The sequence below is a fragment of the Cellulosimicrobium cellulans genome, from assembly GCF_016907755.1.
Taxonomy (GTDB): Bacteria; Actinomycetota; Actinomycetes; order Actinomycetales; family Cellulomonadaceae; genus Cellulosimicrobium; species Cellulosimicrobium cellulans_D.
In genome coordinates this window covers 3,066,930-3,093,886 of the sequence record NZ_JAFBCN010000001.1, presented here as the reverse complement: position 1 = coordinate 3,093,886, position 26,957 = coordinate 3,066,930, and the positions used below count along the sequence as shown (strand labels likewise).

Here is a 26,957-nt window from a genome sequence, read left to right as displayed (position 1 = left end):
GGCGGTCGTTCACTGGAAGTGTTCGAACGTCTGTTCGAACGATGGCGGGGTGCAGAACGACGCCCCCAGCAGTCGACGCGCGGTGCGCGTCCCGTCCGAGCAGCATCCCCGGGAGGCGAGATGACCCTTCTCGCCGACCCCGCCGAACGGGCGGGGGCACCAGGCCCGACGGCCGCGGCCGTCGACAAGGCCGAGCGCGCCCGCGCCGTCCTGCGCCGTGCGGAGGAGCGTACGGGCGTCCGCCGACACCGCCCGGTCGTCGCACCCGCGGTCCCGGCAGCACCGGACGCCGCCCCGCGCGCCGACACGGTCCCGCGCGCCGACGTCCCGCGTGCCGACACGGTCCTGCTCGCCGACGCCCCGCGCGCCGCCGTCTCCTCGCCGACGGTCGCGCCGGCCGAGCGCCCGGCGCGCGCCCGCGACCGCCACGTCGTGATGCGGGACCCGAGCCGGGACGTGATCCCCGACGAGCGGGCGTGGCCGGTGCACGACGCGCTCGCCCCGCTCCTGCCGCTCGGCGGGCTGCAGCGGGGCACCGTGGTCGCGGTGCGCGGGTCGACGAGCCTCCTGCTCGCGCTCGTGGCGCGGCCGTCGCGGGCCGGGGCGTGGACCGCCGCGGTGGGGTTCCCCGCGGTCGGGCTGCTCGCGGCCGCCGACGTCGGTGCGGACCTCGACCGCGTCGTCCTCGTCCCGCGGCCGGGACCGGACGCGGCGCTCGCGATCGCGGCGCTCGTCGACGGCCTGGACGTCGTGGTCGTCGGACCCGACGCCGCCCTCACCGACACCGACCGGCGCCGCCTCACCGGCCGCGCACGCGAGCGCGGGGCGCTGCTCGTCGCAGCCACGGCGTGGCCGGGCGCGCACGTCGCGCTCACGGTGACGGGCGGCGGCTGGTCCGGTGCGGACCGTGGGGCGGGCTGGCTGCGTCGGCGCACGCTCGTCGTCGAGCGCGCGGGCCGCGGGGGTGCCGCGCGCCCCACGCGGGTCGAGGTCGAGCTCCCGCTCGCCCACGAGGACTGGCCCGCGTTCCTCGCCGAGGGCGCCCGGGGCACCCGGCCCGACGCCGAGGTCGGGGTCGCCGGCCCCGTCCCCGCCCACGTCGTCGACCCCGACCGGCCCTCCCCGCTCCGGCTCGTCGGATGAGCACGAGCCCGACCCGCACGGCGGCCCTGTGGGTGCCGGACTGGCCGGTGCTCGCGGCGATGGCGGGGCGCGACGTCCCCGCGCACGTCCCCGCCGCGACGCACGACGGCCGCCGCGTCGTCGCCGTCTCCGCGACCGCGCGCGCCCAGGGCGTGCGCCGGGGCATGCGCCGCCGTCGGGCCCGCGAGTGCTGCCCCGAGCTCGAGCTGCTCGACGTCGACGACGCGCGCGACGCCCGCGAGTTCGAGCCCGTCGCGCTCGCGGCCGAGACCGTCGTCGCGGGCCTGGAGATCACCCGGCCCGGCCTGCTGCTCCTGCCGGCCGCCGGGGCGAGCCGCTATCACGGGTCGGACGTCGCGCTCGCGGAGGCGCTCGTCGCGCGCGTCGCCGAGCGCACCGGGCACGAGAGCCAGGTGGGCGTCGCCGACGGCATCCTCGCGGCCGTGCTCGCCGCGCGGGACGCCGCCGTCGTCGCGCCCGGCGGCTCCGCCGCGTTCCTCGCGCCGCGGCCCGCGCGCGACCTCGCGCACGTCGCCGCCCGCCCCGACGCCGCCGTCGCGATCGACGAGCTCGTGGACCTCCTGGGCCGGCTCGGCGTACGCACCCTCGGGGCGCTCGCGGCCCTGCCGCCCGCGACCGTCGAGGGACGGTTCGGCGACCTCGGCGCGTGGGCGCACCGGCTCGCGCGCGGCGAGGACCTGCGCCCGCCCGCGCGGCGCCGCGTCGAGCCCGACGTCGCGGTGGGGGCCGAGCTCGACCCGCCCGCCGAGCGCGTCGACGTCGCGACCTTCGCCGCGCGACGGCTCTCCGAGGACCTGCACGACCAGCTCGTCGCGCGCTCGCTCGTCGCCGGGCGGCTGCGCATCACCGCGCGGACCACGGAGGGCGACGACCTCGAGCGCACCTGGCGGCTCGACGGGCCGGGTGCGATGAGCCCCGCGCGCCTCACGGACAAGGTCCGGTGGCAGCTCGAGGGCTGGCTCACCACCACGTCCGTCCGCGCCGGGCGCGCGGCCCGGGCCGCGCGTCGTGGCGGCGAGCACGGCTCGGTCGGCGGGGCCGACGTCGTCCCGGCCGTCGCGCCGCTGACCCGGCTGTCCCTCACGGCCGAGGAGGTCGTGCCCGCGGGGGCGGAGCAGCCGCGCCTGTGGGGCGCGTCGAGCGGCGAGGACGCGCGGGCCCACCGCGCGCTCGGGCGCGTGCAGGGCATCCTCGGCGGCGACGCGGTCCTGCGCGTCGAGGTCCAGGGCGGTCGCGACGCGACCGACCGCGTGCACCTCGTGCCGTTCGGGGAGGACGTCGCGCGTCCGCGCGACCCGGCCCTGCCCTGGCCGGGCGCGCTGCCGAGCCCCGCCCCGGCGGTCGTGCCCGTCGAGCCGCAGGACGTCGTCGTGCTCGACGCCGCGGGGCGGCCCGTCGTCGTCGACGCGCGCCTCGCGATGAGCGGCGAGCCCGTCACCGTGCGGTGGCCCGCCGCCGCGCCGGAGGAGGGTCCGCGCCGCCCGTCGGCACCCCGGGGCGAGGCGGCGCTGCCCGGTCCGGGGTCCGCGCGCGCCGTCGTGGACTGGGCCGGGCCGTGGCCGCTCGCCGAGCGCTGGTGGACCCCCGCGCCGCGGCGCCGGGTGCACGTGCAGGTCCTGCTCGACGACGGCCGCGGGCTCCTCCTCGCGAGTGCCCGCGGGCGCTGGACCGTGGAGGGCCTCTATGACTGACCGGACCACCGGCCCGCGCTACGCCGAGCTCCACGCGCACTCCGCGTTCAGCTTCCTCGACGGCGCGTCGCACCCCGAGGAGCTCGCCGCCGAGGGCGCGCGGCTCGGGCTGTCGGCGCTCGCCGTCACCGACCACGACGGCCTGTACGGCGTCGTGCGGTTCGCCGAGGCCGCGCGCAAGGTCGGGCTGCCCACGATCTTCGGTGCCGAGCTGCACCTGCCCGTCGTCGAGCACGGGCGGACGCCCGCGGGACCGCCCGTGCTCGACCCGCCCACCGGCGTGCCCGACCCGCGCTCGACCCACCTGCTCGTCCTCGCGCGAGGGGCGCAGGGCTACCGCAACCTGTCGAGCGCGATCGCCACCGCGCACCTCGCGACCGGGACCAAGGGCGCCGCCCGCTACGACCTCGACGCGCTCGGCGCGCAGGGCGCGGGCGAGTGGCTCGTGCTCACCGGCTGCCGCAAGGGCTCCGTGCGGCGCGCGCTGGTCACGTCCGGGCGCGCCGCGGCGCGCCGCGAGCTCGACCGGCTCGTCGCCGTGTTCGGCGCGGACAACGTAGCCGTCGAGATCACCGCGACCGACGACCCCCGCGACGCCGACCTGCACGCGGCGCTCGCGGACCTCGCCGCCGAGGCCCGGCTGCCGCTCGTCGCGACGACCGCCGCGCACTACGCCCACCCGCGCGACGCCGACCTCGCCGGGGCGCTCGCCGCGGTGCGCGCCCGCTCGTCGCTCGACGACCTCGACGGGTGGCTCCCCGGTGCCCCGACGACGCACCTGCGCACGGCGGCGGAGATGCTCGCGCGCCACCACCGGCACCCGCAGGCCGTCGCGACCGCCGCCGCGCTCGGGGACGAGTGCGCGTTCGACCTGCACCTCGTCGCGCCCGACCTCCCGCCGTACCCGGTGCCGGACGGGCACACCGAGGCGACCTGGCTGCGCGAGCTCGTGCGCCGCGGCGGCGAGAACCGGTACGGGCCGCGCGGTCAGGAGAAGATCGCGGGCGCGTGGGCGCAGATCGACCACGAGCTGCGCGTCATCGAGGACCTGCACTTCCCGGGGTACTTCCTCGTGGTCTACGACCTCGTCGAGTTCTGCCGCAGGAACGGGATCCTCGCCCAGGGCCGCGGGTCGGCCGCGAACTCCGCGGTCTGCTACGCGCTCGGCATCACGGCCGTCGACGCGGTGAAGCACGGTCTGCTGTTCGAGCGCTTCCTCGCCCCCGAGCGCGACGGCCCGCCGGACATCGACGTCGACATCGAGTCGGGGCGGCGCGAGGAGGTCATCCAGCACGTCTACGCGACGTTCGGGCGCACGCACGCCGCGCAGGTCGCGAACGTCATCTCCTACCGGCCCAAGTCCGCGGTGCGCGACGCGGCCCGGGCGCTCGGGTACGACGTCGGGCAGGCCGACGCGTGGAGCAAGTCCATCGAGCGGTGGGGGTCGCTACGCGGCCCCGACCCGTCGTCACCCGCGGCCGACCGCAAGGCCAAGGAGGTCGCCATCGCGACGAAGACCGCCGAGAAGGACGCCGAGAAGGCTCGCCTGTGGGGGTCGGGCGACGTGGGTTCGGCGGGGAGGGATGTGGGGTCGTCGCGCACCGGCACCTCCCGCGCCGCCGCCTCTCGCGACGAACGTCCGCACACCGGGCATCGTGGCGACTGGTCGCCCGACCTGAGCGGCCGGGGCGCGCGGCGACCGCGCGTCGTCGACCCGCTCGCGGTGGACGAGGGCGAGGTCCTGCGCGCGGACGACACGCACGACGTCGTGCCCGCGCACCGGCCGCCGTCGGCCGCGCAGGAGGGCGAGATCCCGGACGCGGTGCTCGACCTCGCCGACCGGATGCTGCGCCTCCCGCGGCACCTGGGCATCCACTCGGGCGGGATGGTCATGTGCGACCGCCCCGTCATCGAGGTGTGCCCCGTCGAGTGGGCGCGCATGGAGGGCCGCACCGTCCTGCAGTGGGACAAGGAGGACTGCGCGGACGCGGGGCTCGTGAAGTTCGACCTCCTCGGCCTCGGGATGCTCACGGCGCTGCGCATCGGGTTCGACCTCGTGGAACGGCACGATGGCGGGCCGCGCCTCGCGCTGCACACGCTGCCCGAGGACGACCCGGCGGTGTACGACCTGCTGTGCGCGGCCGACACCGTCGGCGTGTTCCAGGTCGAGTCGCGCGCGCAGATGGCGACGCTGCCGCGGCTGCGACCCCGGACGTTCTACGACATCGTCATCGAGGTCGCGCTCATCCGCCCCGGGCCCATCCAGGGCGGGTCCGTGCACCCGTACATCAACCGCGCGCGGGGGCGGGAGAAGGTGACGTTCCTGCACCCGCTGCTGGAGAAGTCGCTCGGCAAGACCCTCGGCGTGCCGCTGTTCCAGGAGCAGCTCATGCAGATGGCGATCGACGTCGCGGGCTTCTCGCCCCAGGACTCCGACCAGCTCCGGCGCGCGATGGGGTCCAAGCGGTCGGTCGAGCGCATGGAGGAGCTGCGCGGGCGGCTCATGGACGGGATGCGGAAGAAGGGGGTCACGGACCCGGCCGTGCGCGAGGCGATCTACGACAAGCTCAAGGCGTTCGCCGACTTCGGGTTCCCCGAGTCGCACGCGTACTCGTTCGCGTTCCTCGTCTACGCGAGCTCGTGGCTCAAGGTGCACCACCCCGCCGCGTTCTACGCCGGCCTGCTCGCGGCGCAGCCCATGGGGTTCTACTCGCCCCAGTCTCTTGTGGCGGACGCACGCCGCCACGGCGTCACCGTCCTGCGCCCCGACGTCAACGCGTCCGACGTCGAGGCGACGGTCGAGCGGCTGCCCGCCGATCCTGCGGTTGCGTCCGCCGGCCCTGCGGATACCGATCGTCCTGGTTCCCGGACGGGCGACAGCCGCATGCTCGGCGGGGAGGTGGGGATCGACACCGTGTTCGGGCCGGAGCCCGATCTCACCCTCGCCGTGCGGCTCGGGCTCGCGAGCGTGCGGGGGCTCGGGAAGGACGCGGCCGAGCGCGTCGTCGCGGCGCGCGGGACGCCGGGGGAGGGGCGGCCGTTCCGGGACCTGCGCGACCTCGTGCGGCGCGTCGACCTCACGACCGCCCAGCTCGAGGGGCTCGCGACGGCCGGGGCGACGGACTGCCTCGGCGTGACCCGGCGCGAGGCGCTGTGGGCGGCGGGCGCGCTCGCGCAGGAGGGCCCGGGGACGCTGCCGGGCGTGAGCGTCGGGGTCGAGGCACCGGTGCTGCCGGGCATGACCGACGTCGAGACCGCCGTCGCCGACGTGTGGGCCACGGGGGTGTCCGCCGACTCCTACCCGACGCAGTACGTGCGCGACGGCCTGACGGCGGCGGGCGTGCTCACCGTCGTCGGCGCGGTCGAGGTGTCGCGGCAGATCGAGCAGGTCGACGAGGCCGAGCGCATCGCGGGCGAGGTGCCGGGGACGCGCCCGCACCCGTCGTCGCGCGTGGCGGTGGGCGGCGTCGTCACGCACCGCCAGCGCCCCGGGACCGCCGGGGGCGTGACGTTCCTGTCGCTCGAGGACGAGACGGGGATCCTCAACGTCGTGTGCTCGCCCGGGCTGTGGCAGCGGTTCCGGAAGGTCGCGCGCGGCTCCGCGGCGCTCGTCGTGCGCGGCCGGCTCGAGCGGGCCGACGGCGCCACGAACCTCGTCGCGGAGCACCTCGCCCCGCTCTCGCTCCAGGTCGCGACGACGTCGCGCGACTTCCACTGACGGGTTCGTCGCCGTCCGGTGGCACGCGTGGTAGGAACGGAGCGGACGAGGGCCCGGCGCGCGACGACGGGTCATCCGCACCGGCTCACCGACGAGAGGACCCGCGATGCCACCTCGCCTCACCGCCCGCACGATGTTCTGGACCGGCGTCGGTCTCACCGTGGTGAGCGCCCTCGTCCAGAACGTCGGTCTCGCGAACCTCACCTACTCCTTCATCGGCACGTGGTTCGTAGGCCTGCTCCTCACCGTGCTGCAGGTCGCGTTCACCGGCGGCGTCGTGCTCGCCGCGGGGTCGTTCGTCGTCCGGGCTCTGCAGCCTGACGACCCGCCGCGCAAGGAGGCGGCGTCGACGCCGTGGGAGGACCGCGACAACCGGCTGTCCTGACCGGCACCCGGGCAGCGCCCGAGCGGTCCGGGCGCACAGGAGGCCGCCGGCAGCCAGACGGCGTGGGGCTACGGACCGACCGGCGCGGCGACGCAGACCTCGAACGTGTCGCGGGCGCGGCGCAGCAGGTACCGGACCTCCTGCGCCTCCTGCTCGTTCGCGTACTCGTCGCGATAGCTCCAGCGCACGCGCGCCCACACGAGCGCGTCGCCGACCTCCTCGACGTCCTCGAGGTGCGCGACGACGCCGACCAGGCCGCGCTCGCGGAACCCGCGCGCGGTCTCGGTGGTCGACTCGCGCACGTCCTCCGGGTCGGCGAGGAGCGCAGACCTGGTCGACCCGACCACGAGCGCCGGGAACGCGTAGCTCTCGCCGATCGTGTCGAGGTCGCCCGTGGAGAGCGCGACCCCGTAGGTCGTGAGGAACGTCTGGACGTCGTCGGCGTCGAAGGACTCGGTGGAGGGTTCCATGGTCCCGTTCTACCCCGTCGGTCCGGCGTCGGCGCGGCCGGGCGCCTCGGCCGCGCGCGTCAGGCGGGCAGGGTCGCGGTGACCTGCTCGAGGAGCGCGAGGTCGGCGAGGACCGTCGCGTGCTCGGCGTCGATCCGAGCGGCCTGCCCGTCGGCGCCCGCCGTTCGCGCCGTCGTGCCGACGGCCGTGCCGGACGTCGGCGCGAGGACCGCGAGCGCGTGCTCGACCACCGGGGCGAGGTAGTCGGCGTCGAGCACGACCTCGGAGCGTTCGACGCGGCGCGGCGTGCGCACCGCGACCGTGAACCCCGCGGCCGGGTGCGCGCCCGGGTCGAGGAACCGCAGCCGGACCGGGACGCCGCCGAGGCGCGTGGTCGCGACGACCCCGTCCGCCGAGGTCGTCACGACGGGCGGTGCCCACCCCGCGCCGGGAGGACCGCCGACCACGGCGCGAGCCGCCTCCACGACGTGGATGCCGAGGAAGAACAGCCCGTCGCGCTCGTCGGCCGGGTCGGCGGGCCCGGACACCTCCACGACCGGCCCGGGCGACGTCGTCGCCGCCTCGGCCGTCGGTGCCGTCTCGGCCGTGTGGGCCGCGAGCACGGCGCGGGCGGCCGCGACCTCGGGCGCGAACCGCAGCGCGGACGCCGTGGTCACGGCGGTGCCGTGGGCGCGGGCCACGTCGAGCGTCGCCCGCGCGTCGGCGACCGACGCCGCGAACGGCTTGTCGACGAGCACCGGGACGCCCGCGCCCAGGAGCGTGCGGGCCGCGGCACCGTGGAGCCGGCCCGCGCGGTGGGCGACGATCGCCACGTCGGCCCGCCCGACGACGTCGGGCACGGTGACCTCACCCGCGCCGAGGGAGAGCCCGCCCGCGGCGGCGAGCTCCGCGCGTCGGGCCGGCTCGCCGTCGACGAGCGCGACGACGCGCGCGCCCGGCCAGTGCCGCTCGGCCTCGACGAGCCGCACGTACTGGTCGGCGTGGGACGAGTCGAGGCCGACGAGGGCGAGGCGCAGCACGCGGCGATCGTCCCACGCCTCGCGCGCGCCCCGCGCCGACCGTCACCACGCCTGGGCGAGCAGGAGCGCGAAGAGCTCGTCGGCGTCGGTCTCGAGCCCGCGCGAGGCGAACCACGCGGACATCGTGCGGCAGTCGCGCAGCAGGAGCTCGGTACCGAACGGGTTGGCCACGAGGTCGACCACCTGCGGCAGGTCGATGATGACGAGCCGGTCGCCGTCCGCGAGGACGTTGTACGGGGACAGGTCGCCGTGCGCGAAGCCGAGGCGGGCCAGCACCGCCATCCCGTCGCGGAGCTGGTCCCACCACGACGTGAGGAGGTCCAGGTCGGGCCGCGTGCGCGCGAGCCGGGGCGCGGCCTCGTGCGCGACGCCGTCCGACGTCCCGACGAACTCCATGAGGATCTCGTTGCCGTCGATCTGGACGGGGTAGGGGACGGGCGCGCCGGCCGACCAGAGCTCGCCGAGCGCGGCGAACTCGGCCGCCGCCCACTGCCCGGCCGCGACCTGGCGCCCGTAGCGGGACTTGCGGTCGAGCGCGCGCCGGTCGCGCGTGCGGCGCACGCGGCGGTCCTCGGTGTAGACCGTGTCGCGCCGGAACGCGCGGTGGTCGAGGTCCCGGTAGCGCTTGGCGGCGAGCAGCGTGCGCCGGGTGGCGTCGTCGGGGACGGCGCGCTCGACGAGGAAGACGTCCGCCTCCTTGCCGGTCTTGAGCACGCCCAGCTCGGTGTCGACGGCCGCGTCGGCGGTCACGACCCAGTCGGGGCGCGGCTCCGGTCCGCGCTGCCCCTTCTCCACGGCGGACCACGTGGACCAGCGCTGGTCGTCGCCGAGCGCGGCGTCGAGGACGCCCGCCGCGGGGCCGGCGTCGTCAGCGGTGTCGTCACGGCGCCGCAGGCGGCGGGGCGGGGGAGTGCGGGGGTCTCCCGCGAACGTCGGCGGGAGGTACGGGTCGGGGTACAGCAGGTCGTGCTCGGGCACGGGTGGGCTCCTTCGGGCGGGGAGCGCACGGCGCTGCCGTCGCCTCAGGGGCGAGCGGCGGGCGCGGGCCATCTGGGGGGGACGGGCCCTGGACCGTCTAGCGGCGGTCGGTGCTCCCGGGGGTGGTGGACACGCGAGCGTGGGTCGTCCAGCTCATGGCGTTCCTCCTTCCTCCGGTGCCCGACGGCGCGGGCGACGTCCCGTGACCGTCCCACCCGGGCGCGGCCCGGGGCAAGCGAATTACCGTCGGTCGTCGGTCGTCGGTCGTCGGTCGTCGGTCGTCAGGCGGGGCGGCTCACGCGGCGCCGGTCGCCAGCGCCTGGACCGCCGACGCGACGCGCTCGTACGCCCCGTACGTGTCGTAGCCCATCTGGTCGAGCGCGGACCACACGAACCCGACCGTCGCATAGAGGCCGACGGCCGTCGCGAGGATCCACTCGCGCACCGACCCGGTGTCCCCGAGCAGGGGCAGGGCGAAGCTGCCGCCGGGGCGCCAGACGTCGTCGACCACCAGGGACTTGCGCACCCAGCGCGGGGAGCGGATCTTCACGGGCCACAGCAGCGGCGCGCCGTTGGTCGTGAGCACGTCGCCCAGGATGTGCACGGTGACGCCGATGCCGACCGCGACCGGGAGCCAGTTCCACTCCTCGGGCGAGAAGAGCGCGACGAGGGCCGCGACGGTGAGCGACGTGACCCACGGCATGAGCTTGCCGCGTCGCGTGAGCTTGAGCGCCTTGAGCGCGAGCGCGACGAGCAGGACCGCGAGGAGTCCGCCGCCCACGTAGACCGTGCCGAAGCTCTCCGTCTCGACCGTGACCAGACCCACGAGCCACGCGAGCGCGGTGAACACCGCGATGCCGAGGAACGAGTGCGTGCCCTGCCGGTGGCCGCCGGAGATCGTCTCGACCGCGTCGGACACCCACTCGCTCACGGGCGGGAGCGAGTGCGCGAACGTGCCGTTGTGGTGGTCGGCGTCGGGGAGGAGCGCGGCGCCCGCGCACACGACGGCGCCCGTCATGACTCCGACCGACGACACGGGGTGCCACCCGAGCGCGAACGGGGCGGTGGACGTCACCGCCACCCAGGCGGCGGCTCCGGTCGCGGCGTGGTGGGCGCCCATCATGGCGGCGGGTCTCCTGTCGTCGGCCCGGCCGGGTGGTTCGTCGGCGTCGGGAGGTGTGTCCGGAACGTCCGGAACCCTACCGGGTGCCGCCGACAGCGCCGGAGGGCCGTCCGGGCGCAGGCGCACCGCCGGGAAGAAAAGTGTGCCAAGCGGCGAGCCGCCTTCGGAGAAGGTCGCCGGCCCGGCCCGGAGCGGCGAAGCTCGCGGAGTATTTCCGGCGAATTCTGGAAAGAGGGTTGTGCCGATCGGAAAAGGCGCGTACGGTCTTCCTCGGTCGACGACATTCCGGTGCGTGGGCCACCCGACATGACCGAGAGGAGCAGTGCCGTGCGCGAACCCGTCCAGCAGGACCGGCGACGTCCCGTGCTGCCCTGCGAGCAGCCGCGCGTCGTGCTGCCCGTGGCGTATCTCAGCGTGTCCTCGTTCCTCGCCGGCGACTCCGGCGGTCCTGTCGTCTGACCACAGCGTCGTACGACAGGCCGTCCCGGGACATCGCCGGGGCGGCCTTTTTCTTGTGCATGAATGTGCCCGGCCGGGGTGCATTTCTCGTGCTGCCATTCTGCTCGTTCGTCGTCGGCGCGCATTTGTCGTGCGCCTGCGGTGGAAAAGCACTGCCTTCGTGGTCCAACGGACACGACGCCGCTCTACGGAAGCGGAGACGGGGGTTCGACTCCCTCCGAGGGCACCTGGACGCCTCGCGTCCCGTCTGCTCGACGTTAAGGAGCACCAGCGCGCGTAGCTCAGCGGACAGAGCACCGGCTTCCGGAGCCGGGCGTCGGGGGTTCGAGTCCTCCCGCGCGCACCTCGCCGCCCCGCCCGGGGCGGCGTCATGATCGTCAGGACGACCCGAGGAGGTCAGCACCGTGAGCACCGAGGCCCACGCGTTCCCCGTCCCGCTGTCGGGTGCGAAGGCACCCACCCTCATGTGGGCGCACGAGCACGCCGTCGAGCCCGCCGCGCTCCAGCAGCTGCGCAACATCGCCGCGCTGCCGTGGGTCGAGGGCGTGCGCGTCATGCCCGACGTCCACCTCGGCAAGGGCGCGACCGTCGGCTCGGTCATCGCGATGCGCGACGCCGTGTCGCCCAACGCCGTCGGCGTCGACATCGGCTGCGGCATGATCGGCGTCCGCACGTCGCTCACGGCCGAGGACCTGCCCGACGACCTCGGCCCGGTCCGTGCGCGCATCGAGGCCGCGATCCCCGTCGGGTTCCACGCGCACGACGAGGCGGTCGACCCGCACCGGCTGCGCTCGATCTCCGGGCGCGGCCCCGCCGAGGTCGCGCGCGGCGCGGACGCGTTCTGGTCGCGGTTCTCCGGCCTGCACGGGCGTGTCTCGGACATCGAGGGTCGGGCGCGCCGCCAGCTCGGAACGCTTGGTGGAGGCAATCACTTTGTTGAGTTGTGTGTAGATCAGGCGGGTTCTGTTTGGCTTCAGCTGCACTCGGGGTCGCGCAACATCGGCAAGACGCTCGCCGAGCAGCACGTCGCCGTCGCGAAGCGCCTCGAGCACAACCAGGGGCTCGTCGACCGCGAGCTCGCGGTGTTCCTCGGCGGCACGCCGGAGATGGACGCGTACCTCGCCGACCTGTGGTGGGCGCAGGAGTACGCGGCGCGGTCGCGCGCGGTGATGATGACGCTCGTCGTCGACGCCGTGCGTGCCTCGTTCCCGGGTCGTGAGATCGCGTTCGACGAGGCCGTGAACGTCCACCACAACTACGTCGCGGTCGAGCACGTCGACGGGCAAGAGCTCGTCGTGACCCGCAAGGGCGCGATCCGGGCCGGGAAGGGTGACCTCGGCCTGATCCCCGGGTCGATGGGCACCGGCTCGTACATCGTGCGCGGGCTCGGGAACCCGGAGTCCTACTGGTCGGCGTCGCACGGCGCGGGGCGGCGCATGTCCCGCACCAAGGCGAAGAAGACCTTCACGCTGGACGACCTCGCCGTCCAGACGGCCGGCGTGGAGTGCCGCAAGGACGCCGGGGTGCTCGACGAGATCCCGGGTGCGTACAAGGACCTCGACGAGGTCGTCCGCGCGCAGTCCGACCTCGTCGAGGTCGTCGCCCGCCTCACGACGCTCCTCTGCGTCAAGGGCTGACCACAGGAAGCCCCACCGCGCGGCGCGACCAGGTGGTCCTGGCGCGTCCGGCTGTCCGGACGAGCCAGGACCACCTGCTCGGCGCGGAAGGGGAGTCCGCGCGCGGACTGGCGACCCGGAACGGTCAGGGGCGGTCACGGGGGAGGGTGACCGTGAAGGTGGTGCCGGTGGGGCCGGGGTCGTCGGGTGTGGAGGACGACACGGTGATCGTGCCGCCGTGGGCGGTCACGATCGCGTCCGCGATGGCGAGGCCCAGACCGGTGGAGCCGCCGGTGCGGTTGCGCGCGTCGTCGCCGCGCGTGAAGCGGCGGAAGAGCGTCGGGCGCAGGGCCGCCGGGATGCCCGGGCCGTCGTCGGCGACGGTGAGCACGACGTCGTCGCGGTCGGTCGTGAGCCGTACCGCGACGTGCGTGCCGGGCGGGGTGTGCGTGCGCGCGTTGGCGACGAGGTTCGCGAGAACCTGGCGCAGGCTCGCCTCGTCGCCCAGGACCTCGAGGTCGACGTCCTCGTCGGTGCCGTCGCCGAGCGCGTCGGGCAGGTCCGTGGCGAGGTCGACGTCCAGGTCGCCCGCGCCGGGCAGGTCGAGGGCCCAGTCGTGGTCGGGGCCGGCGGCGTGGGCGTCCATGACGGCGTCGACGGCGAGCGCCGCGAGGTCGACGGGCGCACGGTCGAGCGGGCGGCCGGCGTCGAGCCGGGCGAGGAGGAGCAGGTCCTCGACGAGGCCGGTCATGCGCACGGCCTCGGACTCGATGCGGTCGAGCGAGCGCGCGGTGGCGGGCGGGACGTCGTCGGGAGAGCGCCGCACGAGCTCGGCGTAGCCGCGGATGGAGGCGAGCGGGGTGCGCAGCTCGTGACTCGCGTCGGCGACGAACTGCCGCACCTGGGTCTCGGAGTCGTGGCGCGCCTGGAGCGAGGTCTCGACGTTCTCCAGCATGCGGTTCAGCGCGGCACCGACCTGCCCGACCTCGGTGCGCTCGTCGGTGAGGTCGTCCGGGACGCGCGGGATCGCGTCGATCTCGCCCTGCGCGAGCTCGAGCTCGGAGACGCGGCCCGCCGCGGTGGCGACGTCGTCGAGCGGCCGGAGCGAGCGCCGCACGAGCCACGTGCCGAGGAGCACCGCGGCGAGCAGGCCCGCGGCGCCGAGCGCGACCTCGATGAGCACGTACTTCTCGACCGTCGCGTCGACGGTGGCGGTGCTCGACGCGACGACGACGGTCTGGCCGTCGTCCGTGGTCCGGTGCACGGCGCGGAACGACCCGAGGTCGGGCAGGTCGGCGTCGTGCGGGGTGCCGTCGGCGGGCACGTCCTCGAGCGCGGCGATCTGCGCGTCGTCGAGCGCGATGCGCTCGAGCGTGGGGGTCACGTACTCGGCGAGCACGACCGCGCCGTCGACGTAGCGCAGGACGGCGCTGCCGGGGCCGGTGCCCGCGGGAAATCGGGACGGGTCGTCGGGCAGGTCGCTCGGGTCGGGGGTCGCGCCGGTGTCGGCCGGAGGCTGCCCGGGGCCGTCGCCCGGACGCTCCCCGAAGCCCTGCGCGAGCCGCGAGCTCGCCTGCTCGAGCTCGTGGTCGAGCTGTTCGACGAGCTGGTCGCGCAGCGCGAGCGCGGACGCGGCGGCGAGGCCGACGGTGACGAGGAGCACGACCCCGGCGAGCACGAGGACGAGCCGGCGGCGCAGCGCCGTCGGCCGTCGCGCGGGGACACCGTCGGCGGACCCGTGACGCGCGGGGTCGGGAACGGCGCGCGCCTCAGCCACGGGCGTCGTCCGCGCCGTTCGCGGGCTTGAGCACGTACCCGACCCCGCGCAGCGTGTGGATCATGGGCTCGCGCCCCTTGTCGATCTTGCGGCGCAGGTAGGAGATGTAGAGCTCGACGATGTTCGCCTGGCCGCCGAAGTCGTAGTTCCAGACGCGGTCGAGGATCTGCGCCTTGGACAGCACGCGGCGCGGGTTGCGCATGAGGTAGCGCAGCAGCTCGAACTCGGTGGCCGTGAGGCGCACCTCCTCGCCTGCACGGCGGACCTCGTGCGCGTCCTCGTCGAGCTCGAGGTCGCCGACGACGAGCACGGAGTCCTCGCGCTGCGCGGTCGCGCCGCCCCGGCGCAGCAGCCCGCGCAGGCGCGCCACGACCTCCTCGAGGCTGAACGGCTTGGTCACGTAGTCGTCGCCGCCCGCGGTGAGCCCGGCGACGCGGTCCTCGACGGCGTCGCGCGCGGTGAGGAAGAGGACGGGGACGTCGGTGTCGCGCTCGCGCAGCCGGCGGAGCACGGTGAGGCCGTCCATGTCGGGGAGCATGACGTCGAGCACGACGACGTCGGGCCCGGTCTCGCGCGCGGTGCGGATCGCGGAGCCTCCGTCGAGCGCGGTGGACACGTCCCAGCCCTCGTAGCGCAGTGCCGAGGTGAGCAGCTCGGCGAGGTTGGGCTCGTCGTCGACCACGAGCACGCGGACGGGCGAGCCGTCCGGGCGCGTGAGGCGCGGCTGGTCAGGACGGCCGACGGGGGCGGTGGCTGCGGTCATGGACCCAGCGTCCCGCGGCGCGCGTGGTCGTGCCTGTGGTGACCCTGTGCGCGCGCTGTGCCTGCTGGGATGCCTGCTGGGATGCTGCGCGTCGCGCGCCAGGAGCGGGTGAGATCGGCACGCCACGGTCGTTGAATCCTTGACTTTTGATGGGTCGCCGTCAAAACTCGCGGCATCGGCAGCAGCCGACGTCCACGCACGCAGGAGTGCGCGCGCTGCCGGGCTGCCGAGGGTGCCCGGTGATCGGACGGGCAGTGGAGGCCCGGCTCGCGCTCTCGACGACGAGGGAGAAGCACGCATGGATTTGTTCAGCGGTACGACAGTCAGACGGGCGGTGGCGGCGGCGGTCGCGCTGCCCCTCGCCGGAGGGGCGACGCTCGTGGCCGCGGGCCCGGCGGCCGCCGACGAGGAGGACTACAAGATCCTCGTCGTCGGCAAGACGCTCGGGTTCCGGCACTCGCACATCGACGACACGACGCGCGCGCTGATCGAGCTCGGTGAGGACAACGGGTTCACGGTCGACGTGTGGGACCCGCCGAACGACTCCGCGGGCTGGTGGGGGAACGGCTCGCCGGGGCAGCCCGACCTCACGATGGACTCGACGCCGTTCACGAGCGCCGAGGACCTGTCGCAGTACGCGACGCTGGTCTTCGTCTCGCCCGTCGACAACACGAACTCGCTGAACCCCGCGACGCCACGCCTGCTCGACGACACCGAGCTCGCGGCGCTCCAGGGCTACATCCACGACGGCGGCGGGTTCGTCGGGCTGCACGCCGCGACCGACACGATGCACACCGTCCCCTGGTACAGCGAGCTGACGGGAGGTGGCGCCCGCTTCGTCGCCCACCCGCAGCAGCAGACCGCGACGATGCGCGTCGAGAGCCCGGCGCACCCCTCTACCGCGCACCTGCCGGCCGTCTGGGAGCGGTTCGACGAGTGGTACAACTACTCGGTCAACCCCCGTGCGGACGTGCACGTGCTCCTCACGCTCGACGAGTCGACCTACTCGCCCGGCAACGGTGCGATGGGCGAGGACCACCCGCTCTCGTGGTGCCAGAACTTCGAGGGCGGCCGTTCCTGGTACGAGGGCGCCGGGCACACCGACGAGTCGTGGACGGACCCGCTCTTCCGCGAGCACGTGCTCCATGGCGTCGAGTGGACCGCGGGCGTCGTCGAGGGCGGCGGCAACTGCGTGACGTTCCCCGAGGTCGACGGCGTCGTGGCCGGCCTGAACACCTCCGCGGTGGGCGACAGCGTGATCGCGGGCGCGATCGGCTCGTTGCTCGGCAGCGCGCGCACCGCCGCCGAGGCGGGCGACCCGACGACGGCGGTCCAGGTGCTCGGCGGCGCGCGGTCGCTCGTCGACCACCTGTCCGCGGCCGCGGGAGACCGGGACCTGCTCGCGTCGAAGATCGACGACCTCGTCGTGTGGCAGGGCGCGCTCGTCGACGACGGCCCGGCGATCGACCTCGCGGCCGAGGCCGAGCTGCGGACCATGGGCGGCAAGCAGTACGTCGCCGTGCGTGTGCTCAACGAGGACGACGCCCCCGTCGACATCAGCCTCGCGACGCCGTACGGGAGCAAGGAGTACGCCGACGTGGCGCCCGGGAAGAACGCCTACCAGGCGTTCGCGACCCGGCTCGTCGAGGCCCCGGCCGGGGAGGTGACCGTGACGGCCACCGTCGAGCGTGACGGCGAGACCGTCACCGAGGAGATCGTCCTCGCCTACGCCGGTACCGCCTGACGAGCCTCCTCGTCGGCACCCGGTGCACCGACGGCGCCCGTCGCACCCTCCCGTGCGGCGGGCGCCGTCGTGCGTCCCCGGTACAGTCGCGGCGTCCAGGAACCGTCCGAAGGAGCGTCCGAGTGCCCCCGCACCCCGACCCGGAGGCGCCTCCCGGGCGGCCGGTCGCGCGCTTGCGGCGCACCCCGCCCAAGGTGCCCCGCCCGGAGCCGGCGCCGCGCGTCGTCGGGCCCGTGGTCGAGCGGCTCGAGGCGGCGCTCGCAGCGTCCCCGGGACGCCGAGACGCCGTGGTCGAGCGGTTCTGGTCGGAGGGCGCGGGAGCGTCGCCCGTCGTCGAGACCGCGGGCCCGGGCGAGGCGGTGGCGACCTTCCTCGTCCGCGACGGGGGCGCCCGCGCGGTGCTGCTGTTCGTCAACCGCCTCACCGACGAGCGGAACCTGGCCGACAGTCTCATGGCACGCGTGCCCGGGACCGACGTCTGGCACCTCTCCTACCGGATGGCGACGACGTGGCGTGCCTCGTACGCCGTGCTGGCACATCGCGGCGACGGCCCGGCCCCGTGGGACGCACCGGACCAGGCGGCGCTGCGACGTGCGCTCGACCTCGTCGGGCGCCCGGACCCGCGCAACCCGCGCACGTGCCGCAACCGCGCGGGCCAGGTGCAGTCCGTCGTCGAGCTCCCCGACGCCCCGCCGCAGCCGTACGTCGAGCGGCGGCCGGGCGTCGCACGCGGCGCCGTCACGGATCAGGCGGCGCCCGGTGGCCGTCGCGCCTGGGTCTACGAGCCACCCGTGCCGGAGGGTACGGCGACCGACGTCGTCCTCGCGCTCGACGGCGACGCGTGGACGGGGTCGCAGGACCTCGCCACGACGCTCGACAACCTGCATCACGACGGCGCGGTGCGGCCGCTGCGCGCCGTCCTGCTCGACGCCGGGTCGCGCGAGCGGCGCTGGGGCGAGCTCGACGGGGGCGGCGGCATGGACGCCTACCTTGCGCACGACCTCCTGGACTGGGCCCGCGCCAGCCTCCCGGTGCGCTCCGGACGCGGTGCCGTGAGCGTCGCGGGCCAGTCGCTCGGCGCGCTCACGTCCCTGCGCGTGCTCGCCGCGCACCCCGACCGGGTAGGCGCGGCGATCAGCCAGTCCGCGTCCTTGTGGCAGGGCGACCCGAGCGCGGGTCTGGCGCCCGGCGCGCTGGCCGGGACGCGCGCGTGGGTCGAGGTCGGCACCCAGGAATGGGTCCTGCGTCCGGAGCACCCGGCTGCCGTCGGACGGCTGCGGGCGGCCGGGTGCGAGGTGGCGTACCGCGAGTTCGACGGCGGCCACGACGACGCGTGCTGGCGCGGCGGGATCGCGGACGCGCTGGCGTGGGCGCACCCACCGACGCGCTGAGGGGCCCGCCGCCGGGGGAGGCCCGGACGTGACGTGCGACACGTCGCGTGATGATCCGCCTCGTGTCGCGTCCTCACTCCTGGACACCCGTCCAGGAGTGAAGGAGAACCGCCGTGCCCCCCACCGCCCGCCCCCCGCGCGCGAGCACCTCGCCCGCGCGCCGCGCCCTCGCCGGCGCGGTCGCGCTGCTGCTCGCCCTGCTGAGCCTCGCCGCCGTCCCCACGGCCGCGAGCGCCACCGAGCTCGACGCGATCACCGGCGTCGAGATCACCCGTCCCACCGGGCAGATCCACCAGTGGGACTCGATCCGCCTCGACGCCACGTGGGCCGTGCCCGACGACGCACGCCCGGGTGACACGTTCCGCCTCGCGCTCCCCACGAGCCCGCGCATCGTCGGGTTCACCGACACGTTCGACCTCACCGACCCCTCGGGTGCGGTGGTCGGCTCGTGCACGGTCGACGAGACGCAGTTCGTCTGCACCCTCGGCGACTACGTCGCGACGCACACGGGCGTCGCGGGGACGCTGTTCTTCTGGGCCCAGGTGACGGAGACGACCGATGCCGACGTGCTCGTGTTCACCACGGGCGGCGGTGTCGAGATCCGCGTCGACGTCCCCGGCGGCATCGGCGAAGGCGAGGGCGGCGGGGGCTGGCAGCCACCTACGTACCCCGTCAAGGGCGGCTGGTACGACCGCTGGGACGGCGTCGTGCGCTGGGACGTGTACGTGCCCGGCCAGTACCTCACCGGCCCGGACGGCGACCCGGTCGTGCTCACGGACACGTTCGACCCGCGCCTCACCCTGGTCGAGGGCAGCGTCGGGGCGCTCGCGGTGCCCGTCGACCGCTGGGACGACGGCGACTTCTGGGACGCGGGCTTCTGGATGGATCCTGCGGACTACGTCGTCGAGACGGGACCGGCCGCGAACCAGTTCCGGTTCAGCGTGCCCGACGCCCACGGTGCCGACCACGTCTACGTGCTCACGTACGCGACCTCGGTCCCCGACGACGCGCGCGACGGCGACCGGTACGAGAACACGGTCACCGGCCTCGCCTCGGGAGACGTCGAGGCGTCGGCGGAGTACGCCGGGGCCGGCGGGACCGGCGGCGGCGAGGGCGTGCGCTCGATCCGGCTCGCCAAGCAGCTCGACGGCGACGCCGCGGAGGGGGTGACCGGGCCGTTCGGTTTCGAGCTGGCCTGCACCGACGCGGACGGCGCACCGCTGGCAGGGTTCCCGCGCGCCGCCACCGTCTCCGCGGGGGCGACGACGACGTTCGCGGGCGTCCCGGTAGGGGCGGTGTGCGGGCTGACCGAGACCGAAGACGGAGGAGCGGACCGCGTGACCTTCGCCCCTGCCGGCCCGATCGAGGTCACCGCGGACTCGCCCACGACGATCGACGTCGTCGCGACGAACACCTTCGACGCGCACGTCGGCGGGATCGCCGTGACCAAGCGCGTGACGGGGTCCGCCGCCGACGCCGTGGCGGACGGGACCGAGTTCGCCGTCGGCTACGCCTACGAGGGCCCCGAGGGCGAGGTGACCGGGGAGCTGGTCGTCACGGACGGGTCCACGGCGGCGCTCGCGGACCTGCCCGCGGGCACGGTCGTCACGCTCGTCGAGGCCGCGCCCGCGGCGCTCGACGGGGTGGTGTGGCGGACACCGGCGTTCTCCGGCGACGGGGTGGAGGTGCTGGCGGACGGCGCGGCGCGCGTCGTGGTCGGCGACGGCACGACGGCGGAGGCCGTCCTGACGAACGAGGCCGACGCGCCGGGCGTGCCGGAGGAGCCCGGCGGCCCCGCGGAGAACGTCGAACCCCCGGCTCCCGGGGCGCCGCAGCCCACGGCGCCGGCCTCGAGCGAGGCCCTGGCGGTCACCGGCATGACCCTCGGCGTCGCGACCCTCGCCGCGGCCCTGCTCGTCGCGGCCGGGGTGGTGGTCGTCGTCGCGCGGCACCGCGCCCGGGCCTGAGGTCCCGGGACGTGGTGACGTCCGTCACCGCGAGGCCGTCCCGGCGTCATGATCGTGCGCCGGGGCGGTCTCTCCACCCGAGGGGTCGCGCCGACCGCGTCGCCCCGGACGAGAGGCGACCATGCACGCGCACCACCTGACCGCACCCGTCGGCACCCAGGCCGACGCGGTCCCGCACGACGAGCACGACGTCGGGCCCGCCCCCGCGCGGGACGACGTCGAGCTCGCCGACGCCGTGCGCGCCGGGGACGTCGACGCCTACGCGGAGCTCTGGGGACGCCACGCCGGCGCCGGCAGAGCGGCGGCGCGGCGTCTCACCGCGACCTACGACCCCGACGACCTCCTCCAGGAGGCGTTCGCGCGCATCCTGCACGCCCTCCAGTCGGGGGCCGGTCCGACGGGACCGTTCCGGCCCTACCTCTACACGACCCTGCGCTCGGTCGCCGCGTCGTGGTCGCGCACGCCCGCCCCGTTCCCCGTCGACGAGGTCCCCGAGGTCGCCGACCTGCGGGACGCCACGACCGAGGTGCTCGAGCGCTCGGTCACGGTGCGTGCGTTCCGGCGCCTGCCCGAGCGCTGGCAGTCCGTTCTCTGGTACACGGAGGTCGAGGGGATGGAGCCGCGCGAGGCGGGGCCGCTCCTGGGTCTGTCCGCGCCCGCCACGGCCGCGCTCGCGTACCGGGCGCGCGAGGGGCTGCGCCGGGAGTGGCTCCAGGCGCACGTCGCGACCGACGCCGTCGCGCCGGAGTGCCGCTGGGCTGCCGCCCGCCTCGGCGACCACGCGCGCGGCACCCTCTCACCGACCGCCCGCGACCGCGTCGAGGACCACCTGACGGGGTGCCTCGCGTGCTCGATCCTCGCCGAGGAGGTGGACGACGTCGCCTCGCGCCTGCGCCTGGTGCTGCTGCCGCTCGTCCTCGGGGTGCCGGCAGCCCTCGGGGCCGCGGGCACGGTGGTCGCGCCGACGGTCGCCCCGGCCGCCACGTCCCCCGCCGTGACGCCCTCTCCCGGGGCGGGCACGCCGCCTGCCGCGGGCACCCCGGCCGCGACCACACCGGCTGCGGGCGTCACGGCCGGCGCCCTCCCGGGTCTCGTCCTCGGGGGCGTGGCGGCGACGGTCGTCGCGGCGGTCGTGGGCGTCGGTGCTGTCGCCGGGTGGTGGGGCGGCGCCGGGGAGCCGGCGCCGGCAGCGGGCCAGGCCGCGGGCGCGCTCGCCTCCCCGCGCGTGCGGGGGGACGAGGTGCCCGCTGCCCCTGCCGCGCCCGAGGGCGTCGCGCGCGGGCCGGCCGTCGAGCCCGGCACGGCACCCGACGCCACTCCGGACGCCGCCCCGAGCCCGGCCGACCTGCCCGCGGCAGGCTCCGTCGACCCGGGGTCCGGGCCGGGCGCAGGGACGACGTCGCCCCTCGTCGCCCAGCCGTCGCCCCCGGCCACGGAGACTCCGCTCGCCCCGGCCCTGCCACCCGCGCCGGAGCCCCCGGACCCGGGTACGGACCCCGGAACGGAGCAGCCCGAGCCGCTGACCCCGGCGGCCCCGGTCGTCGCGTCGGCCCCGGACCCCGGCCTGCTCACGGTCCTCCCGGTCCTGCGCGGGACCGGCGAGCCCGGCGCGACGGTCCGGGTCCTGGACGCGGCGGGCACGGTCGTCGGGACGGCGCCCGTCGGGCACGACGGCGCGTGGGAGGTGGTCGCCGACGGTCTCGGCGCCGCGGGCGAGCACCGGCTCCGGGTGGTGCAGGAGGCCGAGGGCGTCGCGTCCGCGCCGTCCGAGGCGCTCGGGCCCTACACCTTCGACCTGCCCGTGCTGCTGTCGCCGGGCGACGGGTCGACGGTCACGGGGCGGCCGTCCGGCCCACCCTGGGAGCCGGTGCGCTACGCGGTCGACGCCGAGATCGCCGGGACCCCTGGTCTGGTCGTCGAGGCGTTCGTCGACGGCCGCTCGACGGGCAACCTCCACACGCTCGGCGACGTGCCGCTGGCCCGGCAGGTGACCGGGCTCTCGCTCGGCGAGCACTCGCTCGGGCTGCGCGTCGTCGACCCGGGGACCGGGGCGCACGGTCCCGTCGTGACGACGCGATTCACCGTCGTCGGCTGAGTCAGGCGAGCTGCAACGACGTGAGGCAGGTGGGGTCGTCGTCGCCCGTCGAGACGGTCGTCGTGCCGACGCGGCCGTCGTGCTCCACGCGCAGCGCGGCCTCGACGTCGCGCGGGAGCCAGTAGCCGACGAACCCGTTGGCGCCGAGCGTCGTGTCCTCCTCGACGAGGACGTCGCCGGTCGCGGTGTCGACGACGCTCACGCTCACGGGCTCGCCCGCGAGCTCGCCCTGGCACGTCGTGAGCGAGTGGTAGAAGCACTCGTGCGTCCCGTCCACGTACGGCGCGACGGACAGGTAGAACGTGTCGTCCGGCAGCGGGACCGTCGTCTCGTACGACGCGTCGGCGAGCACGAGCTCCGCCGCGCGGACCGAGGCGACCAGGTCCGTGGGGCGATCCGCCGACTCCAGCCCCTCCAGGCGGTCCACGACCTCCTGACCGGTGAGGCCCGCGAGGTCGTGGCGGTCGAGCAGCGCGTCCAGCGCGCTGGGCTCGGGCGCGGCGGCGGTACAGCCGGCGAGCACGAGGGCGAGGGCGGTTCCGGCGGCGGCGGTCACGAAGGTCGGGAGGGCGCGTCGTCTCATGCGTCGATCCTCTCAGAGCGCAGCCCCGTGACCAGGGCCGGAGGTCCCGCGCGCACGGCGCCGGCCGGGCCCGACGACGAGCGTGTCGGGACCCGGCCGGGTGGGGCGTGATGGGTCGCGCGGTCCGACGGCGGCGCCGTCAGGCGGTGAGCATCGCCACCGGGTTGTCGTGGGTGAGCCGGGCGAGCACGTCGCGGGGCACGCCGCGCGACGCGAGCATCTCCGTGAAGACGGTGGGGACGTAGGCGAAGCCGTTGCCGCCGTGCTGGACCCACATCTGCTTGAGGAACACGTCGTGGCTGAGCAGCACCTGGCCCGCGTGCCCGTCCGCCACGAGACGCTGCACCGCGGCGGCGGTCGTGTGCGGGTCGGGGGAGACGCCCTCCTGCGGGAAGGTGATGTCCATGCCCACCATGTCGAACTCGAGCCAGACGCCGCGCTCGGCCACCGACCGCTGGTAGCCCGGGTCGTCCGCGGACGGGTCCATGTGGCACAGCACGACCTTCTCGGGTCGTACGCCCACCTCGTCGAGCACGAGGTCGAGGACCTCGTGCGCGCGGCGCTGCCAGCCGGGCAGGTGCACCTGGAGCGCGACGTGCGGGTGCTCGCGCTGTGCGAGGGCCGCCGCGCGCAGGGAGGCGGTCTCGCCCGCGGTGAACGACGGCGAGACGCCGATCTCGCCGATGACCCCGGGCCGCACGCCGGTCTCGCCGATCCCGTGGACGAGCTCGGCCACGATCGCGGTCGCCTGGGCGTCCACCGCGGCGGCGGCGATGCGGTCGCCCTCGAACTTCTCGAGGTAGGCGCCGCAGCCCGCGATCACGTGCAGGCCCGTCCGGCGGGCCACCTCCGCGAGCCGCTCGGGGTTGCGCCCGATCACCGCGCTCGACGTCGCGTCGACGATCGTGCGCCCGCCCAGCGCGGCGAAGCTCTCGAGCTCCGCCGCGACCGCGGCGACCGGCTTGTCGGCGATGTTGTCCGCGCAGCAGTACGGGTCCTGGCGCAGCGCCCAGGCGACCGACGCGGAGACCGGGGCCCCGACGACCGCCTCGGAGAAGCGGTAGCTCGGCGGGTCGAGCACGCCCGACAGGTCGTTGAACAGGTGCTCGTGCGGCAGCGTGAGGCCGAGGTCGGCGGCCGCGGCGCGGCCGGTGACCGTCTGCACGTGGCCGGCGGGCGTGACGCTCATCGTCCGCTCGCCTCGCCCGCCTCGCCGCCCGCGACCGCCGCCGTCACGGCGTCCTCGTGCTCGCCGTCGTCCGGCTCGTCGGCGTGGGCCGCCTTGCCGGACGGGATCATGCCGATCCCGGCGGCCACGAGCGCGATGACCGTGCCGATCACGGTCGCGACGTGCACGGTGTGGCCCAGCGCCGGGATCGCGGCGTCGAGGACGAGCGAGCCGACGAGCTGGCCCGCGACCGAGGCGAGGCCGAGCAGGAGCAGCCCGAGGCCGCGCACGAGCAGCGCCATGAGCGCGATGGACAGCAGGCCGAGCGGGCCGCCCAGGTACATCCACCACTCGCTCGGGAGCTGGAAGTCGACGCCGCCCGCCAGAGCGCGCACGACGTAGGCGATCAGGAGGGCCGTGAAGCCCACGAGGAAGTTCCAGCCGATCGAGACGAGCATCGACCCGGTGACGTCCGCGACGGCCGCGTTCCCGGCCGGCTGCCAGCCCGCGAGCAGGCCGCCCACGAACGGCATGATCGCGAGGACGATCGTGTGCGGCACGGAGAAGCTCGGCGAGATGACGACGACGGTCGCCGCGATGGCGAGCGCCGCGCCGAGGAGGCGCGTCGTGGTGAGCGGCTGCTTGACCGACGCCGTGACGCCGAGGCGGTCGCAGATGACGCCCGAGATCACGAGGCCGGAGATCAGCGAGATCTGGAACGTGGCGACGCCGAGGACACCGACGGTCACGCCCTCGGACAGGACGATGACGGCGCCGCACAGGCCCGCGAGGTAGTTCCACCACGGGATCGTGCGGGAGCGGATCAGGCCGGGGATCGCGAGCGCCTCGCGCCGGGTGGCCGGGCGGGCGAACACGACGACGAACATGAGGACCAGGCCGGTCCCGAACGAGATGAGCGCGGCGGCGTGCCCGTCGCCGATCGTCTTGCCGAGCTGGCCGTTGACGGCCGCCTGCAGGGGGCCGAGGGCCCCCGCGAGGACGGTCGCGACGACGAGCAGGGCGGTCGCGGTGTCCTTGACCCTGCTGCGGCGGGCTGACGAGTTCAGAGCACCTCCCTGAGTGCCGGACGGGGAACCGGTGGTCGCCGGCGTGGTGTGCTTCATTGCGTGACCGTGCCTTCCTCCGACGGTACGTCGGACTTAGCTGTGGAGCGGAATCCTGGTGCCCTCGGGGGCCAGGTCGGCGGCGCGCGGCAGGGAGTCGACGGCGCCGTGGCGGGTGGTGGTGGAGGCGGCGACGTGCGCCGCCCAGCGGGCGGACTCGACGAGGTCGCCGCCGTGGAGCAGGCCGTCCGCGAGCGCCGCGCAGAACGAGTCGCCGGCGGCGGTCGTGTCGACGGCGTCGACGCGCTCGGCCGGGACGGTGACGGGTGCGCCCCCCGCGGGGACGACGAGCGCGCCGTCGGCCCCGAGGGTGACGACGACGTCCCCGGGGTGGTCGAGCGCGTGCACCATGGCGAGCACCTCGTCCTCGTTGCCGGGCTCGGTGCTCGCCCCGACGAGGGTCGCGAGCTCGAACCGGTTGGGCACGAGCACGCGGAACGCGGCGCGCACGGGGGCGGGCAGCGGGACGGCGGGCGCCGGGTTGAGCACCGTGGTGCCCGTCGCGGTGGCGGCGACGGCGCGCAGGGCGCCGAGCGGCGTCTCGCACTGGCACAGGACGGCCGCCGCGTCGCGGACGAGGTCGGCGCGCTCGGCGACGAACGCCTCGTCGACGACGGCGTTCGCGCCGGGCTCGATGACGATCGTCGACTCGGGCTGCTCCCACAGCACGACGGCGACGCCCGTGGGGCGGTCGACCGTCGCGAGGCCGTCGAGGACGAGGCCCTCGACGGCGAGGCGGCGGCGGATGGCGCGGCCGTCGTCGTCGTCGCCGACGGCGCCGACCATGGCGACGCGCCGGCCGAGCCGGGCGGCGGCGACGGCCTGGTTGGCGCCCTTGCCGCCGGGGGAGCGGACGAGGCCCGTCGCGGAGACTGTCTCGCCCGAGCGGGGCAGGCGGTCGACGGTCAGCCTGAGGTCCATGTTCAGGCTGCCGACGACCACCACCTCGGGCGTCATCAGCCCGCGAGCCAGGTGACGGCCTGGTCGAACAGCGGGCTGTAGCCGGCCCAGTCCATGAACTCGCGCGGGGCCCAGTGGGGGGAGATGTCGGAGGCGAACGCGAGCGTGCGCCCCTGGCCCTCGGTGCGGACGGCGACGAGCGGTCGGCCCTCGATGGTGGCGAGGACGGTCGCGTCGGGCTTGGGCGTGAGGCGCTGGTAGCCGAGGAGGATCGGCCACTCGCGGTCGAGGCCGGCGGTGACGGGGTGCTCGACGTCGGTCCGGGTGCCGCCGATGCCCTCGGGGGTCTCCTCGCGGTCGTCGTACGGGAGGATGTCGACGGGCAGGACGGCCTCGACGGCGGTGCCGTGGTAGTTCGCCTTGGCCTGGAAGCCCTGGAAGCTCAGGTAGCCGCCGGCCATCATGAGGCCGCCGCCGCGGCGGACCCACTCGGCGAGGAGCTTGAGCCGGTTCGGGAACGGGCGGCCCTGGGAGAACACGACGGGCGGCAGCAGGAGCGAGTTGGCGCCGATGTCGGACAGGATCACGACGTCGTAGGCGTCGAGCTCGTCGAGCGTGGAGGGGAAGTCCTCGGCGACGAGGTGCGAGGGCAGGTGCGTGACCTCGTGGCCCTCGGCGGCCAGCGCCTCGAGCAGGCGCGCGCACCCGATCTCGAGCTGGGCGTGGGGGAACGCGTCGTACCCCTTGTAGTCGGTGGTCGCGTTGATCCACGACTCCCCGGCGAGCAGAACCCGGCTCATCCCGGCCTCCTTGCGATCAGGT

At 75.7% G+C, this 26,957-nt stretch carries 21 protein-coding genes and 2 tRNA genes; 12 read left to right on the top strand and 11 right to left on the bottom strand.

All coding sequences use genetic code 11. The features are described from left to right. The first annotated feature begins 120 nt into the window (after nucleotides 1-120). From JOE63_RS13515 to JOE63_RS13500, 4 genes are all read left to right on the top strand, one after another. Complete coding sequence (locus tag JOE63_RS13515) at nucleotides 121-1,143, top strand: hypothetical protein (protein WP_239576698.1); 1,023 nt, start codon at nucleotides 121-123, stop codon at nucleotides 1,141-1,143. Then, on the top strand, nucleotides 1,140-2,855 hold the full coding sequence (locus JOE63_RS13510) for a DNA polymerase Y family protein (RefSeq protein ID WP_204542099.1): 1,716 nt from the start codon (nucleotides 1,140-1,142) through the stop codon (nucleotides 2,853-2,855). Before JOE63_RS13515 ends, JOE63_RS13510 begins: the two co-directional genes overlap by 4 nt. Beyond that, nucleotides 2,848-6,573 (top strand): error-prone DNA polymerase, encoded by a 3,726-nt coding sequence (locus JOE63_RS13505; protein ID WP_204542096.1) that lies wholly within the window; start codon nucleotides 2,848-2,850, stop codon nucleotides 6,571-6,573. The genes JOE63_RS13510 and JOE63_RS13505 overlap by 8 nt, the downstream gene beginning before the upstream one ends. A 106-nt stretch (nucleotides 6,574-6,679) precedes the next feature. Next, nucleotides 6,680-6,958 carry a hypothetical protein gene (locus tag JOE63_RS13500; protein ID WP_087472254.1) on the top strand — a complete coding sequence of 93 codons (279 nt, stop codon included), beginning with the start codon at nucleotides 6,680-6,682 and terminating at the stop codon, nucleotides 6,956-6,958. 68 nt (nucleotides 6,959-7,026) lie between these two features. Here the strand turns inward: JOE63_RS13500 and JOE63_RS13495 are convergent, their stop codons facing one another. From JOE63_RS13495 to JOE63_RS13480, 4 genes are all read right to left on the bottom strand, one after another. Further along, a complete protein-coding gene (locus JOE63_RS13495) occupies nucleotides 7,027-7,428 on the bottom strand; it encodes a hypothetical protein (RefSeq protein WP_087472253.1) in 402 nt (133 codons plus the stop codon). A 59-nt stretch (nucleotides 7,429-7,487) separates the two neighbouring features. Beyond that, the gene (locus JOE63_RS13490) at nucleotides 7,488-8,447 is read right to left on the bottom strand and encodes a Gfo/Idh/MocA family oxidoreductase (protein ID WP_204542093.1); all 960 of its coding nucleotides are present in this window, start codon (nucleotides 8,445-8,447) and stop codon (nucleotides 7,488-7,490) included. 42 nt (nucleotides 8,448-8,489) lie between these two features. After that, entirely contained in the window at nucleotides 8,490-9,425 is a 936-nt protein-coding gene (locus JOE63_RS13485) for a serine protein kinase RIO (protein ID WP_244286177.1), read from the bottom strand. Nucleotides 9,426-9,720: 295 nt separating this feature from the next. After that, a complete protein-coding gene (locus tag JOE63_RS13480; protein ID WP_157759647.1) occupies nucleotides 9,721-10,548 on the bottom strand; it encodes a metal-dependent hydrolase in 828 nt (275 codons plus the stop codon). A gap of 327 nt (nucleotides 10,549-10,875) precedes the next feature. On the opposite strand from JOE63_RS13480, the gene JOE63_RS21455 reads away from it, so the two are divergent. From JOE63_RS21455 to JOE63_RS13465, 4 genes are all read left to right on the top strand, one after another. Then, nucleotides 10,876-11,007, top strand: a complete 132-nt coding sequence (locus JOE63_RS21455) for a hypothetical protein (RefSeq protein ID WP_255318583.1) — start codon at nucleotides 10,876-10,878, stop codon at nucleotides 11,005-11,007. A gap of 154 nt (nucleotides 11,008-11,161) precedes the next feature. After that, nucleotides 11,162-11,233 (top strand) — tRNA-Arg (locus tag JOE63_RS13475). Nucleotides 11,234-11,277: 44 nt separating this feature from the next. Then, nucleotides 11,278-11,350: transfer RNA gene (locus tag JOE63_RS13470), tRNA-Arg, on the top strand. Between the two features lie 121 nt (nucleotides 11,351-11,471). Continuing rightward, complete coding sequence (locus JOE63_RS13465; protein ID WP_087472997.1) at nucleotides 11,472-12,644, top strand: RtcB family protein; 1,173 nt, start codon at nucleotides 11,472-11,474, stop codon at nucleotides 12,642-12,644. Between the two features lie 124 nt (nucleotides 12,645-12,768). Here JOE63_RS13465 and JOE63_RS13460 read toward each other — a convergent pair whose 3' ends face one another. Then, on the bottom strand, nucleotides 12,769-14,400 hold the full coding sequence (locus JOE63_RS13460; RefSeq protein ID WP_204542087.1) for a sensor histidine kinase: 1,632 nt from the start codon (nucleotides 14,398-14,400) through the stop codon (nucleotides 12,769-12,771). After that, the gene (locus JOE63_RS13455; RefSeq protein ID WP_087472250.1) at nucleotides 14,393-15,163 is read right to left on the bottom strand and encodes a response regulator transcription factor; all 771 of its coding nucleotides are present in this window, start codon (nucleotides 15,161-15,163) and stop codon (nucleotides 14,393-14,395) included. The genes JOE63_RS13460 and JOE63_RS13455 overlap by 8 nt, the downstream gene beginning before the upstream one ends. A 298-nt stretch (nucleotides 15,164-15,461) precedes the next feature. Here JOE63_RS13455 and JOE63_RS13450 point away from each other — a divergent pair, with 298 nt between their 5' ends. The 4 genes from JOE63_RS13450 to JOE63_RS13435 all read left to right on the top strand — a co-directional run bounded on the left by JOE63_RS13450 (nucleotide 15,462) and on the right by JOE63_RS13435 (nucleotide 22,360). After that, nucleotides 15,462-16,907 (top strand): ThuA domain-containing protein, encoded by a 1,446-nt coding sequence (locus JOE63_RS13450; RefSeq protein WP_204542084.1) that lies wholly within the window; start codon nucleotides 15,462-15,464, stop codon nucleotides 16,905-16,907. Nucleotides 16,908-17,029: 122 nt separating this feature from the next. Continuing rightward, nucleotides 17,030-18,298, top strand: coding sequence for an enterochelin esterase domain-containing protein (locus JOE63_RS13445; RefSeq protein WP_204542081.1), 1,269 nt, complete (start codon nucleotides 17,030-17,032; stop codon nucleotides 18,296-18,298). A gap of 113 nt (nucleotides 18,299-18,411) precedes the next feature. Further along, nucleotides 18,412-20,265, top strand: a complete 1,854-nt coding sequence (locus tag JOE63_RS13440) for a DUF5979 domain-containing protein (RefSeq protein ID WP_204542078.1) — start codon at nucleotides 18,412-18,414, stop codon at nucleotides 20,263-20,265. A gap of 121 nt (nucleotides 20,266-20,386) precedes the next feature. Continuing rightward, nucleotides 20,387-22,360 carry an Ig-like domain-containing protein gene (locus tag JOE63_RS13435; protein WP_204542075.1) on the top strand — a complete coding sequence of 658 codons (1,974 nt, stop codon included), beginning with the start codon at nucleotides 20,387-20,389 and terminating at the stop codon, nucleotides 22,358-22,360. Nucleotide 22,361: 1 nt separating this feature from the next. On the opposite strand, the gene JOE63_RS13430 is transcribed toward JOE63_RS13435, so the two are convergent. From JOE63_RS13430 to JOE63_RS13410, 5 genes are all read right to left on the bottom strand, one after another. Continuing rightward, the gene (locus JOE63_RS13430; protein WP_204542072.1) at nucleotides 22,362-22,943 is read right to left on the bottom strand and encodes a CueP family metal-binding protein; all 582 of its coding nucleotides are present in this window, start codon (nucleotides 22,941-22,943) and stop codon (nucleotides 22,362-22,364) included. Between the two features lie 139 nt (nucleotides 22,944-23,082). Beyond that, the gene (locus tag JOE63_RS13425; RefSeq protein ID WP_087472244.1) at nucleotides 23,083-24,132 is read right to left on the bottom strand and encodes a phosphotriesterase family protein; all 1,050 of its coding nucleotides are present in this window, start codon (nucleotides 24,130-24,132) and stop codon (nucleotides 23,083-23,085) included. Next, nucleotides 24,129-25,235: a DMT family transporter gene (locus JOE63_RS13420; RefSeq protein ID WP_087472243.1), complete on the bottom strand. Its 1,107-nt coding sequence runs from the start codon at nucleotides 25,233-25,235 to the stop codon at nucleotides 24,129-24,131. The genes JOE63_RS13425 and JOE63_RS13420 overlap by 4 nt, the downstream gene beginning before the upstream one ends. A gap of 36 nt (nucleotides 25,236-25,271) precedes the next feature. Then, nucleotides 25,272-26,192, bottom strand: a complete 921-nt coding sequence (locus JOE63_RS13415; RefSeq protein ID WP_204542069.1) for a ribokinase — start codon at nucleotides 26,190-26,192, stop codon at nucleotides 25,272-25,274. Next, nucleotides 26,192-26,935, bottom strand: coding sequence for a glutamine amidotransferase (locus JOE63_RS13410; RefSeq protein ID WP_204542066.1), 744 nt, complete (start codon nucleotides 26,933-26,935; stop codon nucleotides 26,192-26,194). The genes JOE63_RS13415 and JOE63_RS13410 overlap by 1 nt, the downstream gene beginning before the upstream one ends. Between the last annotated feature and the right edge of the window lie 22 nt (nucleotides 26,936-26,957).